16 protein-coding genes and 1 pseudogene are annotated in these 14,822 nt (G+C 47.2%); 4 read left to right on the plus strand and 13 right to left on the minus strand.

What is annotated here, in order from left to right:
- Nucleotides 1–829: 829 nt before the first annotated feature.
- A complete protein-coding gene (locus tag MJ770_RS04575; protein ID WP_445083123.1) occupies nt 830–1,312 on the minus strand; it encodes a SixA phosphatase family protein in 483 nt (160 codons plus the stop codon).
- Between the two features lie 72 nt (nt 1,313–1,384).
- Complete coding sequence (locus MJ770_RS04580; RefSeq protein WP_239250423.1) at nt 1,385–1,786, minus strand: hypothetical protein; 402 nt, start codon at nt 1,784–1,786, stop codon at nt 1,385–1,387.
- 351 nt (nt 1,787–2,137) lie between these two features.
- Between MJ770_RS04580 and MJ770_RS04585 the strand changes: the two genes are divergently transcribed.
- The gene (locus tag MJ770_RS04585; protein WP_239250424.1) at nt 2,138–2,548 is read left to right on the plus strand and encodes a hypothetical protein; all 411 of its coding nucleotides are present in this window, start codon (nt 2,138–2,140) and stop codon (nt 2,546–2,548) included.
- Nucleotides 2,549–2,891: 343 nt separating this feature from the next.
- On the opposite strand, the gene MJ770_RS04590 is transcribed toward MJ770_RS04585, so the two are convergent.
- From MJ770_RS04590 to MJ770_RS04605, 4 genes are read right to left on the minus strand one after another with little or no spacing between them, the layout of a single operon-like run.
- Nucleotides 2,892–3,206, minus strand: coding sequence for a DUF167 domain-containing protein (locus MJ770_RS04590; protein WP_239250425.1), 315 nt, complete (start codon nt 3,204–3,206; stop codon nt 2,892–2,894).
- Entirely contained in the window at nt 3,203–3,766 is a 564-nt protein-coding gene (locus tag MJ770_RS04595; protein ID WP_239250426.1) for a YggT family protein, read from the minus strand. Before MJ770_RS04595 ends, MJ770_RS04590 begins: the two co-directional genes overlap by 4 nt.
- Nucleotides 3,760–4,575, minus strand: a complete 816-nt coding sequence (gene proC / locus MJ770_RS04600) for a pyrroline-5-carboxylate reductase (RefSeq protein WP_239250427.1) — start codon at nt 4,573–4,575, stop codon at nt 3,760–3,762. The genes MJ770_RS04595 and proC overlap by 7 nt, the downstream gene beginning before the upstream one ends.
- Nucleotides 4,572–5,270 (minus strand): YggS family pyridoxal phosphate-dependent enzyme, encoded by a 699-nt coding sequence (locus MJ770_RS04605; RefSeq protein WP_239250428.1) that lies wholly within the window; start codon nt 5,268–5,270, stop codon nt 4,572–4,574. Before MJ770_RS04605 ends, proC begins: the two co-directional genes overlap by 4 nt.
- A 165-nt stretch (nt 5,271–5,435) precedes the next feature.
- On the opposite strand from MJ770_RS04605, the gene MJ770_RS04610 reads away from it, so the two are divergent.
- Complete coding sequence (locus tag MJ770_RS04610; RefSeq protein ID WP_239250429.1) at nt 5,436–6,479, plus strand: type IV pilus twitching motility protein PilT; 1,044 nt, start codon at nt 5,436–5,438, stop codon at nt 6,477–6,479.
- Between the two features lie 13 nt (nt 6,480–6,492).
- A complete protein-coding gene (locus tag MJ770_RS04615) occupies nt 6,493–7,629 on the plus strand; it encodes a PilT/PilU family type 4a pilus ATPase (RefSeq protein ID WP_239250430.1) in 1,137 nt (378 codons plus the stop codon).
- A gap of 224 nt (nt 7,630–7,853) precedes the next feature.
- Here the strand turns inward: MJ770_RS04615 and phoU are convergent, their stop codons facing one another.
- Nucleotides 7,854–8,561, minus strand: a complete 708-nt coding sequence (gene phoU / locus MJ770_RS04620; RefSeq protein WP_239250431.1) for a phosphate signaling complex protein PhoU — start codon at nt 8,559–8,561, stop codon at nt 7,854–7,856.
- A gap of 62 nt (nt 8,562–8,623) precedes the next feature.
- Complete coding sequence (gene rpiA / locus MJ770_RS04625; RefSeq protein WP_239250432.1) at nt 8,624–9,289, minus strand: ribose-5-phosphate isomerase RpiA; 666 nt, start codon at nt 9,287–9,289, stop codon at nt 8,624–8,626.
- Between the two features lie 244 nt (nt 9,290–9,533).
- On the opposite strand from rpiA, the gene MJ770_RS04630 reads away from it, so the two are divergent.
- Nucleotides 9,534–10,103 carry a class I SAM-dependent methyltransferase gene (locus tag MJ770_RS04630; RefSeq protein ID WP_239250433.1) on the plus strand — a complete coding sequence of 190 codons (570 nt, stop codon included), beginning with the start codon at nt 9,534–9,536 and terminating at the stop codon, nt 10,101–10,103.
- Between the two features lie 78 nt (nt 10,104–10,181).
- Here the strand turns inward: MJ770_RS04630 and MJ770_RS15570 are convergent, their stop codons facing one another.
- The 5 genes and pseudogenes from MJ770_RS15570 to rsmB all read right to left on the minus strand — a co-directional run bounded on the left by MJ770_RS15570 (nt 10,182) and on the right by rsmB (nt 14,822).
- Nucleotides 10,182–10,307 carry a helix-turn-helix domain-containing protein gene (locus tag MJ770_RS15570; RefSeq protein WP_445083125.1) on the minus strand — a complete coding sequence of 42 codons (126 nt, stop codon included), beginning with the start codon at nt 10,305–10,307 and terminating at the stop codon, nt 10,182–10,184.
- 126 nt (nt 10,308–10,433) lie between these two features.
- Nucleotides 10,434–10,835: pseudogene (locus tag MJ770_RS15575) on the minus strand (response regulator); the annotation flags it as partial.
- A gap of 2 nt (nt 10,836–10,837) precedes the next feature.
- A complete protein-coding gene (locus MJ770_RS04640) occupies nt 10,838–12,961 on the minus strand; it encodes a sensor histidine kinase (protein WP_239250435.1) in 2,124 nt (707 codons plus the stop codon).
- A 3-nt stretch (nt 12,962–12,964) separates the two neighbouring features.
- The gene (locus MJ770_RS04645) at nt 12,965–13,561 is read right to left on the minus strand and encodes a DUF4390 domain-containing protein (RefSeq protein WP_239250436.1); all 597 of its coding nucleotides are present in this window, start codon (nt 13,559–13,561) and stop codon (nt 12,965–12,967) included.
- Nucleotides 13,536–14,822, minus strand: coding sequence for a 16S rRNA (cytosine(967)-C(5))-methyltransferase RsmB (gene rsmB / locus MJ770_RS04650; RefSeq protein WP_239250437.1), 1,287 nt, complete (start codon nt 14,820–14,822; stop codon nt 13,536–13,538). Before rsmB ends, MJ770_RS04645 begins: the two co-directional genes overlap by 26 nt.

Consider the following 14,822-nt stretch of genomic DNA (forward strand, 5'->3'; position numbering starts at 1 on the left):
TGTACCCACACTCGTCGGTTGTCTGTAAACTTTTAAAGAACGGGCTGCCGTAACAGCGAGGGGCGCATTATACAGAGCAAATGTCGACGGTCAAGCATTTTGTTTCTCTATAACTTACACAATGTAGATATTTACTCCTTTCTGGCAAATAAAATGCCTCCCGAATTCGCGTTGCGTATGTGTTCCGTCCCTTGTAACTCTATTAGAGCCCTTCATTTAATGCGGGATCATATTGATTAATGCAGAGAGATTTGAAACTTTGAGTCAAGAATATCCATTCGCCTGCCCCCCTCTAGAACGCGGTCCGAAATCATTACTTAACTTTCAAATGTCACAGCATTGGATTCCTTGTACAACATCACTGTTGTCACAGTGATCAAGAGGGAAGGGCATAAAAACGATCAAGATCGTTTTTATCACCCGCAACCACTCAATTTTTTGCACACCTGGCGCGGTAAAGCCAACCTGTTTTGCTTCAGTCACTGCGCTGAAGACAACATTGCCAATCTTTTTTAATTTCTATAACCGCCCTATCTCACAACGAGCTTTGAATCACCTGACACCCATCCAGTCATGGGGAAAATAGGATACAAAAAACAAAAATATTTGTTTAGCGCGTTTATCAACAGGCAGGATTGATATGTATAAGCACTGATTCTAAGTGCGTCATGACTGGGACGTGCACCGCCAAGCTGACAGTGAAGGACACCTACTAGTGCAATTCAATACCTGATCAACTGAGAACCTTCTGACCTGATTCAACACAAATCCACCTCGGCGAAACAGAAATAGCAGAGGGCATTACAGACATCGTAATTTATTTACAGACCTAAAGAAATTCCGGCGACACGACCGTGCGCAGTGCGGTTTGTAATTTATCACCGTGCAAACGAGCGCTAAACCACCATACGCAGCCTTTTTTGACACTCCAGCCAGCCTCGGGAGCTCCCAACAATGTAGCTGCAATGCGCCCCAAGGTAGGCTGGTGACCAACCACAAGCACTACACCATTGGTATTTGGCCAGCCTGCTGCAGCCATGACCGACTCAATCGACGCCTCCGTTCCTACCTCTCTTGTGGTTTCGAACGCCAGACCCAAGGCACTTACCGTCTGCTGTGCTCGCTTTGCTGGACTAACCAGAATGCGCACACCCTCGGGAAGATGATGTTTTAGCCATCGCCCCATCTGTTGGGCCTGTTTATCGCCTTTTGCTGTAAGTTTGCGTGAGCAGTCCGGCACACCATCCTCAGCATCCGCATGCCGCCATAAAATCAAATCCAAAGCCCTGTCCTCCGTTGATAAAGCAGCCATTCTATACCTCGATTGTTAAGGCCATACCGCTATTACTGTTTGAATTGAGTGTCGGAGCTGCATACATTGTGGTCACAGAGCACACATTTTGAAACTGCCAAGCTCAAAACATAGGTAGGTGCGTTTTATCGTATGGGTCATAGTCAGCGGGATATTCGTGGGCAAGCAACTGAAAGCAAAATAACGAACGATGAAGGCGTGAAGCAGCTTGAGCAAAATGTGGCTGTTGCCTAGCTTGCCCGCATTGCGACGGAGCGAAGCTGTGTTGCTGGAATAATAGCTGCGATTGGCAATCGTTACTACTGACGTCATTGTAAACGCACCTTCAATTCCTTCGTCCACATGCCATTGATACGATTGCACCACAAAGACAAGTAGATCAATTATGCACAGACGATGCTTCAATCCTTGAGCATACGTCAAGAGGCGAGCAGTTACGGTACACCCAAGAACACCTGATTCAAATGGCTGCATCGCTTTAACCTATATGTAGTGCGTTAATGAGAAATTCACATGCAAAGTAACTCGATTACTAAACTGGCTTGGCAACACGCATGGCTCAAGGGGTTATGATTGACGGACTTAAACCTGCATAGCTTTAAATTTTTAAAAAAATCTATCGATCACATATTGCAATTGACCATGTAGGAACATATATCCATACTGTTGAATGATATTATCAGGGGCATAGTTTTACGAGGGCTGCTACAGCACTTACAATGCTCAAGATCATGATTCAACAGTCGAAGAGGTACTATATAAACGATTAATATGTATCAATAAATAATTCAACCTACACCACAACACGAACAGGAGAACAGAACCATGGCATTTGTGAATGAGCACGTCCCAGAGGAGGATATTAAGAAATACGGATTAGAGGAAATTAACCAGTGTTATGGCAAATCGAATGTGCGACCTGATTGGACGATTGATCGTGAGAATGACATTTACCTTCGATGGATCATGTCAGGCGAAGAAGAATTCAAAAACCAGCACGACTTCACTTTTTACTGGAAAGGAACATTGATATTTGTCCGGCTTCGGATAACTAATGGGAAACTACTGGGTACCAGAGGTTGGGCGAATTGGCGGCTGGTTATGATGAATCTACCTGAAGAATTAGAAGAAAAAAAACCAGAAATTATTGCCGATTTAAAAGCTGCTCTTGCAGTCTATAAAGATTTCGGGGTTTATTCGTCCATGATTGATTACACTGTCACTTTTGAATTCTAAAAACTACCGTCAGTGGCTATGTTAATTGCTACTTGATCTGGCGACATCCAAAAACACATAAAAAAATATGACCGTATGTACTGCGTGCATCTCAATTTTATCCGATGAAAAATTTGTCTGGCCGGTTTCACTTGAGGCATATAACGATACGGCATTGGTTTCCTAAACACCAAGGGGCATCTCTTAAAATCCAAGTTTTATCACAATACGGCGCCACCCTGAAAAATTATTGCATATATATCAACAATATACATCAAAATAATTTTCCTCGCGTCTTGTCTTGCTTAGAAACTTGTTTTTAAAGGCACCCCGAGGCTTATATTAAAAGCGGGCTCAACACCTTTTATTTTATTTTGTTTTGGATAAGTTTTTTAGTGTCAAGCAAACTCTCCGGGTCCACTGTGCTGCAATTTACCAACACTACTTTATGGCGTGACAGTGCCCCTTGCTTTAGCTCGACATTTCGTCGTGGAACATTAAATCTGCCAGCAATGAAGCGTAGCAGCGCTTCATTGGCACGCCCCTCAACGGGCGGGACGGCTAGGCGAATCTTCAGTGCATCATCATGCAAACCGATCACCTCAGTGCGTTTGGCACCTGGCTGAACATGTAATACCAGCTTAATATTATTTTTTTCGAGGTGATACCACACGTTCAAAACAGACTCAAGGCCAAACCCTCCAACCAACGTATCGGTACGATGAGGATAAGCTGGCACACTATGAGCAATAGTAGCAAGGTTAAATCAATATTGCCGACGGGCGGAATACGCTGTTGCAGGGGTAGAAGAAAAGGTTGTGTCACTGCGGCCAACATGCTTGCCATCGGTGAATGTGGTTTAAACCACGATAATATTGCTTGAATAAACAGAGCCGCCATTAGCAAGTATACGCTGAGCTTGAGCAGCTTGACTACAGTCCATATAAGCAATCCGAATATGGAGAAGTCCATAGGTAAAGCTTGTAACCAGAACGTAGCAGCGAGATAAATCGCTTCCGCTACGAAAGCCAGCAGCAAGGCTGCGACATCAAAACTCCAGGCAGCAGGGATAATCCGGCGCGCTCGCAGTACCAGGAAATTGGTAAGCGTCATAATGAATGCACCAAGTGGATTGCGCATCGGCGCGCGCAACCATTGCAAGTGGAAGCGCAGTAGCAATATGACAGCGAACGGCTGCAGTATAGTATCAAGCAAAAATTGTAGCGCTTCACTCAGCAAGGCGCACTCCCCAACTCATCGCCCATTTCTTTGGCTCGCTGGGCAGCAGCCTGCACTGCCGTAACAATATGTTGCTTGACTAAATTGGATTCCATGCTGAGCAGCGCACGCTCAGTAGTACCGTTTTTGGAAGTAACGCGTGTTCGCAACACACTCGCATCATCGCTACTGGCACCAGCAAGCTTAACTGCACCGCTGAAAGTATTGATTGCCAAGTGACGCGCCGTTTCTGCATCGAAACCAAGTTCGCTGGCTGCCTGTTGCAACGCCTCGATGAAATAAAAGACATAGGCGGGACCGCTGCCTGACACCGCAGTAACCGCATCCATCATTTCTTCGTCTTTTAGCCATATCGTACTGCCCACCGCAGCGAGTATAGTTTGCGCTATGTCGCGCTGCACATGGCCTACCGCAGGTAGTGCATATAAGCCAGAAACTCCGCTCTGAATTAAGGCAGGCGTATTGGGCATGGCGCGCACAACGTTTTGCGAACGCAACCAATGCGCCAGATCAGCGGCGCGAATACCGGCCGCAATCGAGATCAACAATTGCCCAGTCAACAATGGCGCCAGACTGATTGCGACCCCATGCAACTGCTGCGGCTTTACCGCTAATATAATTACATCACTACCCGCCACTCCTGCTCCCAGTTCGGCTACCGCTTGCACCCCAAATTCATTGATTAATTTCGCATGATGGCTGACATTGATTTCTACTACGCTTATCTGCGCAGCAACAAAGTTCTTTTTAAGCAAACCGCCAATGAGTGCGGTCGCCATGTTGCCGCCTCCGATAAAACAAACTTTCATTGATTTTCTCCGTAATTTCTTTCGCCAAAGATTGCCGTTCCGACACGCACGATAGTAGCCCCTTCCAGTATTGCCGCACTCAAATCATGCGACATTCCCATCGATAGCGTATCCAGTGCCAATCCTTGCATATTGATCTGCTCCATAAGCGCGCGCAGCTTAAAAAATGGTATACGTTGGGCTTCTAATCCTTCAGCGGGCGCAGGAATAGCCATCAGTCCACATAACTTCAGTTGCGGCAAAGATGACACAGCCTGCGCCAGCTCCACCAATCCATCAGGTGCCACACCGCTTTTACTGCCTTCTCCGCTCACATTGACTTGTATACATACATTTAGTGGTGGCAAACTGGTAGGCCGCTGTGTTGACAGGCGCTCAGCGATTTTCAACCTGTCAACGCTGTGCACCCATGCGAAATGAGTTGCAATAGCCCGCGTTTTATTACTTTGTACCGGCCCGATGAAATGCCACTGTAACGGCAAGTCACGTAGCAGCTCGATTTTGTCCAAGGCCTCCTGGATGTAACTTTCTCCGAAAGCGCGTTGCCCAGCTTGGTATGCTTCGCATACTGCAGCTGCGGAAAATCCTTTGCTCACCGCCAACAACTCAATGCTTTCCTGGCGCCGATGAGCAATGTGCGCAGCCTGCGCAATAACGTGATTGACAGCTTGCAAGTTAGAAGTGATCGCGGTCATAATTAACTGGTCGTCAACATAGAATACTTCTTTAATTTGTGGAGACTACACAGCGTCTTATCTGGTAGGCATCAACGTACGGGTACGGTAGAAGCATATTTAAATCGCTCCCCTAACTTAATTTTCATGCGATAGTTCAATTCTGCGAATTAACTAGGATTATATATGGACATTACCGAACTGCTTGCTTTTGGTGTCAAAAACAAGGCTTCCGATTTGCACCTGTCTGCTGGGCTGCCACCGATGATTCGCGTGCATGGCGATATACGGAAAATCAACTTGCCGGCGATGCCGCACACGGAAGTGCATGCCATGGTATATGACATCATGAACGATGGGCAGCGCAAAATTTATGAAGAGAATAAAGAAATTGATTTTTCTTTTGAGATCCCAGGGCTTGCACGTTTCCGCGTAAATGCCTTTGTCCACCAGCGCGGTGCGGGTGCGGTGTTGCGTACCATTCCATCCAAGATATTGACCCTGGAAGATTTAAAAGCTCCAAAAATTCTGGAGTCAATTGCCGATTATCCGCGGGGCATGGTGTTAGTGACGGGCCCAACTGGATCAGGTAAGTCAACCACATTGGCAGCAATGGTTAATCATCGCAACGAACATGAATTGGGGCACATCCTGACTGTGGAGGATCCGATTGAATTTGTGCATGAAAGCAAAAAGTGTTTGGTCAACCAACGAGAAGTTGGCGCGCATACTTCTTCATTCCAAAATGCTTTACGTAGCGCATTGCGCGAAGATCCAGACATTATTCTTGTAGGTGAAATGCGCGATTTGGAAACCATACGTCTGGCCATGTCTGCCGCTGAAACTGGTCATTTGGTGTTCGGAACATTGCATACCAGCTCTGCGGCTAAAACTATCGACCGCATCATTGACGTCTTCCCCGCTGATGAAAAGGAAATGGTGCGGGCCATGCTGTCAGAATCACTGCGTGCTGTCATTTCACAAACATTGCTTAAAACAAAAGACGGTACGGGACGTGTAGCAGCCCATGAAATTATGATTTGCACTCCAGCCATCCGTAATTTGATTCGCGAAGCCAAGGTGCCACAGATGTATTCTTCCATCCAGACTGGCGGCGCTCTTGGAATGCAAACGCTGGACCAATGCTTGCAAGATCTGGTCAAGCGCAACATTGTATCTTCTGTAGAAGCTCGCACCAAAGCGACTAACAAGGATGCAATTGTCGGCTAATCAGGAGTTATTCATGGAAAGAGATCAGGCTTACGAGCTAATGCACAATCTGTTGCGAGGGATGATAACCCAGAAGGCATCTGACCTGTTTATCACCGCCGGATTCCCGCCCGCACTAAAAGTGGATGGCAAGATGACCCCCGTTTCACAACAGTTGTTGACACCGCAACACACTATGGAACTAGCAAACAGCATCATGAACGATCGCCAGGCCGCTGAATTCGAAGCCTCACACGAATGTAATTTCGCTATCAGTCCAGCCGGCATTGGCCGTTTCCGCGTTAATGTGTTTATGCAGCAGCAGCGTATAGGCATGGTGTTGCGCACCATCACCACCAAGATTCCCGATCTTACGCAAATGGGGATGCCAGAAGTGCTAAAAGATGTGGTAATGACCAAGCGCGGACTGGTCATTCTTGTTGGAGGCACTGGCAGCGGTAAATCCACAACATTGGCAGCCATGCTTGGTTATCGTAACCAGAATACTTACGGTCATATCATTACCATCGAAGATCCGGTTGAGTTTGTGCATGAACACATCAACTGTCTCATCACTCACCGCGAGGTTGGAGTTGACACCGATTCTTGGGAAGTCGCACTGAAAAATACATTGCGCCAAGCACCCGATGTTATTTTCATCGGTGAGATTCGCGACCGTGAAACCATGGAATATGCTGTAACATTTGCCGAGACTGGCCACCTGTGTATGGCTACCATGCACGCTAATAGTGCGAATCAGGCGCTGGATCGCATCATCAACTTCTTCCCCGAAGAGCGTCGCGAGCAGTTGATGATGGATTTATCTCTTAATATCAAGGCGCTTATTTCGCAGCGCTTAATCCCCCGTGTTGATGGAATAGGCCGCTCGGTCGCTATGGAAATTATGCTTAACTCACCGCTCATCTCTGATTTGATCTTTAAGGGAGAGGTGCTTGCAATTAAGGGGGTGATGTCCAAATCGCGCGAGCTGGGGATGCAGACTTTCGATCAAGCGCTGTTCGATCTGCATGAAGCCAACCAGATCAGCTACGAAGAAGCACTAAAGAATGCCGATTCAGTCAACGATCTGCGCCTGAGTTTCAAGCTGAAAGGTCAAAACGCCAAGGATCTCGACTTGATGGCGGGGCTGGATCACTTACAGATGACTTGATCAGCCTGGGCCTGAAGAAATTCCAGATCATTAAAATTGGCGAAGGTGTAACCCACGCTAACATCTTTAACGGTAGCACCTATAAAATCGAAGTAACCATTGTGAGCATGGATTCTTGAACTAGGTGACAGAATCTCTCTATCCATTAATGTTTCACCCATAACTGAAACATTACCAACGGTTTACGCAAACATAATGATAGGACGTAAACGCAGCCAGGCAAATCACTCTAAAACTTCGCGTTCAATTTCTTCCACAGTGACATGGCGCACGTCCTTGCCTTTGACCATGTAAATTACATATTCAGACATATTTTTGGCATGATCCCCGATGCGCTCAATAGCCTTGGCGACAAATAAAATTTCCAGCGCAGTGGAGATGGTGCGCGGATCTTCCATCATGAAGGTAATGAGGTAGCGCATAATGGTGCGGAATTCCTCATCAACCAACTCATCCTGACGTACTACTTGAGCCGCATAGGCAAGATCAAGGCGAGCAAAGGCGTCCAACGATTTGCGTAGCATGTCCAGAGCCATTTCTGCGGCACGCTGGATCTCAGTATAACGTGGCAGGATGAGACTTTTCCTCTGCGACAGCAGCTTTCCCATGCGTGCTATTTTTTCCGCTTCATCGCCGATACGTTCGAGATCAGTGATAGTCTTAATTACCGTCATCACCATGCGCAAGTCACCTGCGGCAGGTTGGCGGCGAGCAATAATATGGTTACAGCTCTCGTCGATTTCCATCTCCAACGCGTTAACGCGATGATCATCCTTGATAATGCGGTTCATCAGCGGCACATCGCCACTAACCAGTGCTTCAATAGCGAGCCGAATTTGACTCTCTACCAATCCACCCATTTGCAATACTCGTGCACGCACCGCTTCCAGCTCGGCATCAAATTGCTTAGAGGTATGTTCAGTAGAGGCCATAATTCAGGTCCTTATAAATAGATAAGAGTTGCGGATACTACTCGCTTATTGTGACAACATTGTTACAATTCAGCGGTAAGGGCCTGCACCCCGCTTGCAGTCCCCAGCAACAGTACGTCTGCTCCACGATGTGCAAACAGGCCATTGCTGACCACGCCGACAATATTATTTAACGTAGTTTCCAGCTCCACCGGGTTCAATATTTTTAGGCCAGATACATCCAGAATACGGTTGCCATTGTCAGTAACAAAATCCTCACGCAATTTGGGCTGTCCACCCAACAGCACCATCTGGCGTGCCACATAGCTAGTAGCCATGGGAATCACCTCCAGCGGCAAGGGGAAGTTTCCAAGTACATCTACTAGTTTGCTGGAATCACATAAACAAATAAATTTTTTGCTCGCGGCGGCTATTATTTTTTCGCGCGTTAATGCACCGCCACCGCCCTTAATCATATGTAGGTGACGCGTGATCTCGTCTGCCCCATCTATATATACAGGCAAGCTACCCACATCATTCAGCGCAACCACTTCGATACCATGCTCTTTTAATCGCTCCGCTGAAGCCTCGGAGCTAGCCACCGCACCGCATATTTTTTTCTTGATCTTTGCCAGCTCATCTATAAAAAAATTAGCTGTCGAGCCGGTGCCCACCCCCACGATGCAATTCGCTGGGACATATGCTATTGCGGCTTGTGCCACCGCGAGTTTTAACTTATCTTGCGTCATAGTTATGCAGCCTCAATTTAACAAACATTATTACTAGCTTCAGATTATTGCAGGAATTAACACTTTTAGAAACACTTGGCATCTTTCATATTATGATATCTTTAACTAATCATCAGTACGGTCCTTGCTAAGCAAACTGGCCCAGCAAAATGCTGGCCTTATTTACTGTCACTATATATTTTTCGTAGCCAAGTTGACCTTAACCATACAATTGAAGCCCTTTGCAGAGCTAACACTACTAAAGATGACAACATTTGACGGAGACACTGCTCCATTACATCACGATGGTATTCCATCGCCATGGATTTGCCGTCATGCTCAATGGATTCGTACAGGCGGGCAGGTTCTCGATTTAGCGTGTGGCAGCGGACGACATACTCGTTGGCTTGCGGCCAACCACTGGCAAGTACATGCAGTAGATCGTAATGAAACAGCTCTTGCCGAGCTACAACAACTAGCTAATGTATCAACCATGGCAACAGACTTAGAGAATGATACTTGGCCGTATTCTGGCCATCATTTTGATGGCATAGTTGTTAGTCGTTATCTGCATCGCCCATTATTACCGAAGCTGATCGAATCACTGCATGCTGGTGGGGTGCTGATTTATGAAACTTTCATGGATGGTAATGAGCGCTTTGGGCGACCAAAAAACCCAGATTTTTTGCTGCGTTCTAATGAGTTATTAGACGTTTTTTTTCCGCACCTGACAGTAATTGCCTATCAACAAGGTGAATTTCAAGAGCCAGACCCCGCCGTCATACAGCGTATTTGCGCAGTATCTAAAAGACACAACAACCAAGCATTAGAATAAATATCGCTTATATATCTCAAGCTATATACTTAATATTTTTTCTGCCCTGCACCAACCTGGCCTTTCCTTTTGTAATTGCTAATCATCGCCCAAATCCTTCTTGGCAAACTTAACGTCGAGCTGTTTTAATTTACGATACAAATGGGTGCGTTCCAAACCAACGTTCTTCGCTACACGGGTCATATTCCCGTTCTCTTTATGCATATGATAATTGAAATAAAGACTATCAAAATGATCACGTGCTTCGCGTAATGGTAAATCGAGTGGCAACGAAAATTGCGCCGCAGCCTCCAAAATAGTCGCCACGCTTTCCCCGTCAATTAAATCTGCCGATGTAGCTTTCTGCCGAATATTTGGTGTTGCACCCTGCATGATTGCCTTGGCAACAGCATCAAGCAATTTCTTTAACGCAATTGGTTTTTCAAGGAAATCCACCGCACCAATCCGCGTCGCCTCAAGTGCTGTTTCTATGGTGCCATGCCCTGACATCATGATCACTGGCATAGTCAACAAATTCTGCCCCACCCACTCTTTAAGCAAGCTGACACCATCAGTATTTGGCATCCATATATCCAGCAACACTAAATCCGGTACCTGCCGGTTGCGGAAATCGCGCGCCTCAATTGCATTTTCAGCCAGATGCACATGATAACCTTCGTCAAACAAGATTTCAGAGAGCAACTCGCGTATTCCAACCTCATCGTCTACCACTAGAATTTCTTTAGTTGCCATTTTTACGCGACCTCTATCAATAAGGGCAAGGTAACACTTACTCGCGTTCCACCAGTTGCTACATTTTCAATAACAATGTTGCCACCGTGCTCTTCCACAATTTTTTTCACGATTGCCAAACCTAGTCCAGTACCTTTGGGCTTAGTCGTCCGGTAAGGTTCGAAAGCGCGTACTAGCATATGTTCAGGAAAACCGCTGCCATTATCTTGCACACACAGCTTTAATGCGCCGCCTTCATCTTCTGTGCTCAGGATAATTTCCCGTTCAGTCACGTTTTGCAAAGCATCACATGAATTCTGCAACAAATTATGAATCACTTGTCGCAAGCGTGTCGCATCCCCCTTTACACGAGTTTGCACCGCATTCAAACGCAAGGCAATTGGGTTGCTATTAGCTTCATACAATCCGAGCACTTCGCGCAGTAGCTGGTGCATGTCCAGCACCACCAGCTTGGGAGCAGGCCTCCGGGCATAATCGGCAAATTCCGTTACCATATTTTTCATTGCCGCCACCTGACTCACGATAGTCTGCGTGGCTCGCTGCAATAGTTGTGCGTCGCCACCATCCAGCTTGGCACTCAATTTGTGCTGAAGGCGCTCCGCAGACAGCTGTATGGGTGTAAGCGGGTTCTTGATTTCGTGCGCCAAACGACGGGCTACTTCGCCCCACGCGGCCTGGCGTTCCGCTTGAAGCAAATAGGTAATGTCGTCGAACACTACTACGTAGCTATTGTCCGTCGCTGTAGATAACCGAGTGCCGCGCATTAACAATATCTGATCTCCATTCTTGCTAAGGCGCTCAATTTGACGTTGCCATTCCCCGCTCGCCACTTCATTAAAGGCCTGCATGACCGCATCAGAAAAGGATCGCAGTAAAGGATGCCGCACAGAGATTTCCGCCAAGGGCACATCCTGCATATGCAGGAGCGACAACCCAAGTATCTGTGCAGCACTACTGTTAACTGAACGCAGCCTGAATTGCTCATCCACCACTAAAACGCCAGACGACAGGTGTGCCAGCATGCTTTCCAAGTAAGCTTTAGCATCTTCCGCTTGGCGTTGTTGCTGCTCACTCGTAGCTTTAGCATCGGCCAGTTGTAACGTCATCTGGTTGAATAGCCCAGTCAAAGCTCCCAACTCATCACCACTTTTAATTGGATGCTGTCGCGAAAAATCGCCCTGCGCTACCGCCCGTGTTCCTTCAGCCAACGCTGCGAGCGGCGCACTTAGGCGGTCACTGATAAAAAAAGCAGCTGACACTGCGCTTAACAACACGATCAACAGCGAAATCGTCAGCGTGATACCGAACAAGCGCTTCAATCCCAAACGAGACAGTGACAACTCCTGGTAATCGCGATAAACCGCCCGTACCATTTCTGCATCAGCTGCAAGCTTCTTGGCCACAGGCTGTGTTAGTTGCAGGATAAGCGTCCCAGTCGTCAACTGCTGTGGCATAACCATCACCAGCACACGCAATATCAAGCTGTTATCAGGCAATGTATCAACAATGCTATGTAGTCCCTGCTGGCCTGCTTCACTTAGCATTTCAGCGCTCGGCGCATCTGGAGGTTGCTTGTGACTACTACTGGCAAAAGTTAGTAATTTTCCGCTTTCGTTAAATAATGCAACATCCTGAGCAGTACCGTTGCCTATTAGCTGGGACAACATTTTTTTGTATTGGGCTGGAGATTGCTTTGAAAGAAACAGGGCAGCGGACTGACCTTGCTTGCTCAACTCATTCAGGTCCGCTTCCAGCGCATTTCGGCCCAGATTTAAACCGCCTTCTAACGCTTTTTCTACCCGAAGATCGAACCACGATTCGATGCTCTTATCAAGAAACTGTACCGAGACAGCATATACCAGCAAACCGGGCAGAATCGCAATCAAAATAAAAAATAGCGTCAAACGCAGGGTGAGCTTTGCACCAAATACTTGTGTCTTGAGCTTGCCGCGTAACTGCCATAATTGATAGCAAACCAGCACGGTCAGGCTCGATGCCAAAACTCCAGCCAAAGTCAGCAGTACGTAATAGTTACGTGAAAACAGATCCGTATTTGCGCTGGCGCTTGACAGTAGATAAAGCAGAAAACCGCCAAGCAGTGCACTGCCAAAAATCAAATACTTCACTGCCTACTCACTTTCGCGGACTTCAGCAGGTGCGACAGGGCGCACTATCCAGCGGTACCAATTGGAATCAAAATCCCAATCCTGATTGGCCAATGCATTAACTTGCAGCGGTTTGGGTAATTGAGTTACATCCAGATGCATTCGTATGGCAGCAATGTAGTCCACCTTTTGGGATAATAGCTCTGCATCAATAGGTGCAGCAGACTGATGACTAATAATACGAAGCGCGTCGCCCAAGCTAGAAAAATTCTGAAACAGCGAGCCACGCTTGATACGGTATTGGCGTGTCAATTTATTGTAAGATAACTTGGCAGTTTGTTCGTTTGTCGCAATAACTTCGTCAAACCAGTACCAACGCGGACGAATCAGAGTGAACTCGGTAATGAAATACAGAGGCACGCCAAGAGTCAGCGCTTGATCTACAATAAAGTTCAGACTAACGTCGAAATCAGCCGAAATCTGGTAATTGCCGTCAGAAAACCGCACCTCAGTTTTACGCACTGAAATTCCTTCGGCAAAGGCAACCGAAACACTTAGCCATAATGCCAGCAGCACAGCCAGCAAACGAGCCAGGTTATGCCCGTTTTTGAAGTAATGCATAATAGAAACCATCGCGTTGGTCATCGGGAAATAGTTGACCTTCATTTAAATTGGGTACAAGCAGTGGCAATTGTTTGCCATCATCATGTTTATTTAAAAATTCATTAATGACCTGTTGATTTTCTCGCTCGAAAATGGAACAGGTGACATATAGTAACTTTCCATTTTTTTCCAGCAACTGCCACAACGCGCAAAGAATATGCAACTGCTGTTGCGCGAACCCATTAATATCACCCGGACGACGCAACCACTTTATATCGGGATGTCGCCGCACCACACCGGAGGCAGAGCATGGTACATCGGCCAAAATTCGATGGAATGGTTCGCCATCCCACCAGCTATCAGGTTGAGCCGCATCACCGCTTTGCAAACGCGCATGCAATTGCAAACGTTGCAGATTTTCACTTACCAGCTCCAACCGTTGCGAATTTTTATCCACAGCTAGCAGGTCGAGCTGCGCTAGCTCCAGTAGATGTGTAGTCTTTCCGCCCGGTGCAGCGCACGCATCAAGCACACGCATGCCGTCTTGCACGTCTAACAAGCTTGCTGCGTATTGCGCACCCGCATCTTGCACTGATACCAGGCCGTCGAAAAACCCTGGCAATTTATTTACCGGGAGAGGATTTCTCAACAGCACAGCATTTGGCTCGATCAGACTGGCCTCTATGTCATGTTGCGCAAGTAATGCCAAATAATCTGCTGCACTGTTGCGTCGACAATTCACACGCAGTGTCATGGGCGGATGCTGGTTACCCGCTAGCAAAATAGCCTCCGAATTTCTTCCATATTGTGCTTGGACTGCTGATATCCACCATTGCGGATAGGCATAACGGCCTTCCTCGCTGATCGCCGCGGCTGCAAGTAACGCCTCGCGGTTGCGCAAAAAATTACGCAACACCGCATTGGTCAGTCCTCCAGCTGCAGCATTGCATTTTCGAACCGCGCGCACGGCATGATTGACCACCGCGTGGGACGCAGCTTTGGTATGCTGCAGTTGATATAAAGCCACCAATAACAGGCAACGTAATTGTGCATCCTGCACCGGCTTATGCAACAGTTGATCCAGCACGCGCGCTAACTGACCGTAAAATCGTAGCGTGCCGTAGCTCAGATCCTGTAGCGTACCACGTTGTTGTGGCGTCAATTCAGGCCTGGTTTGCCCAGGCGTAGCTTGCAAAGCCGCACTCAATGTCTGACTCAGATTGCGTCCGGCCAACACTTGGCAGACGACTTGGCTGGCACCCCGTTGTGCGATATGCAT

This window comes from Candidatus Nitrotoga sp. M5 (assembly GCF_927904885.1).
Taxonomy (GTDB): domain Bacteria; phylum Pseudomonadota; class Gammaproteobacteria; order Burkholderiales; family Gallionellaceae; genus Nitrotoga.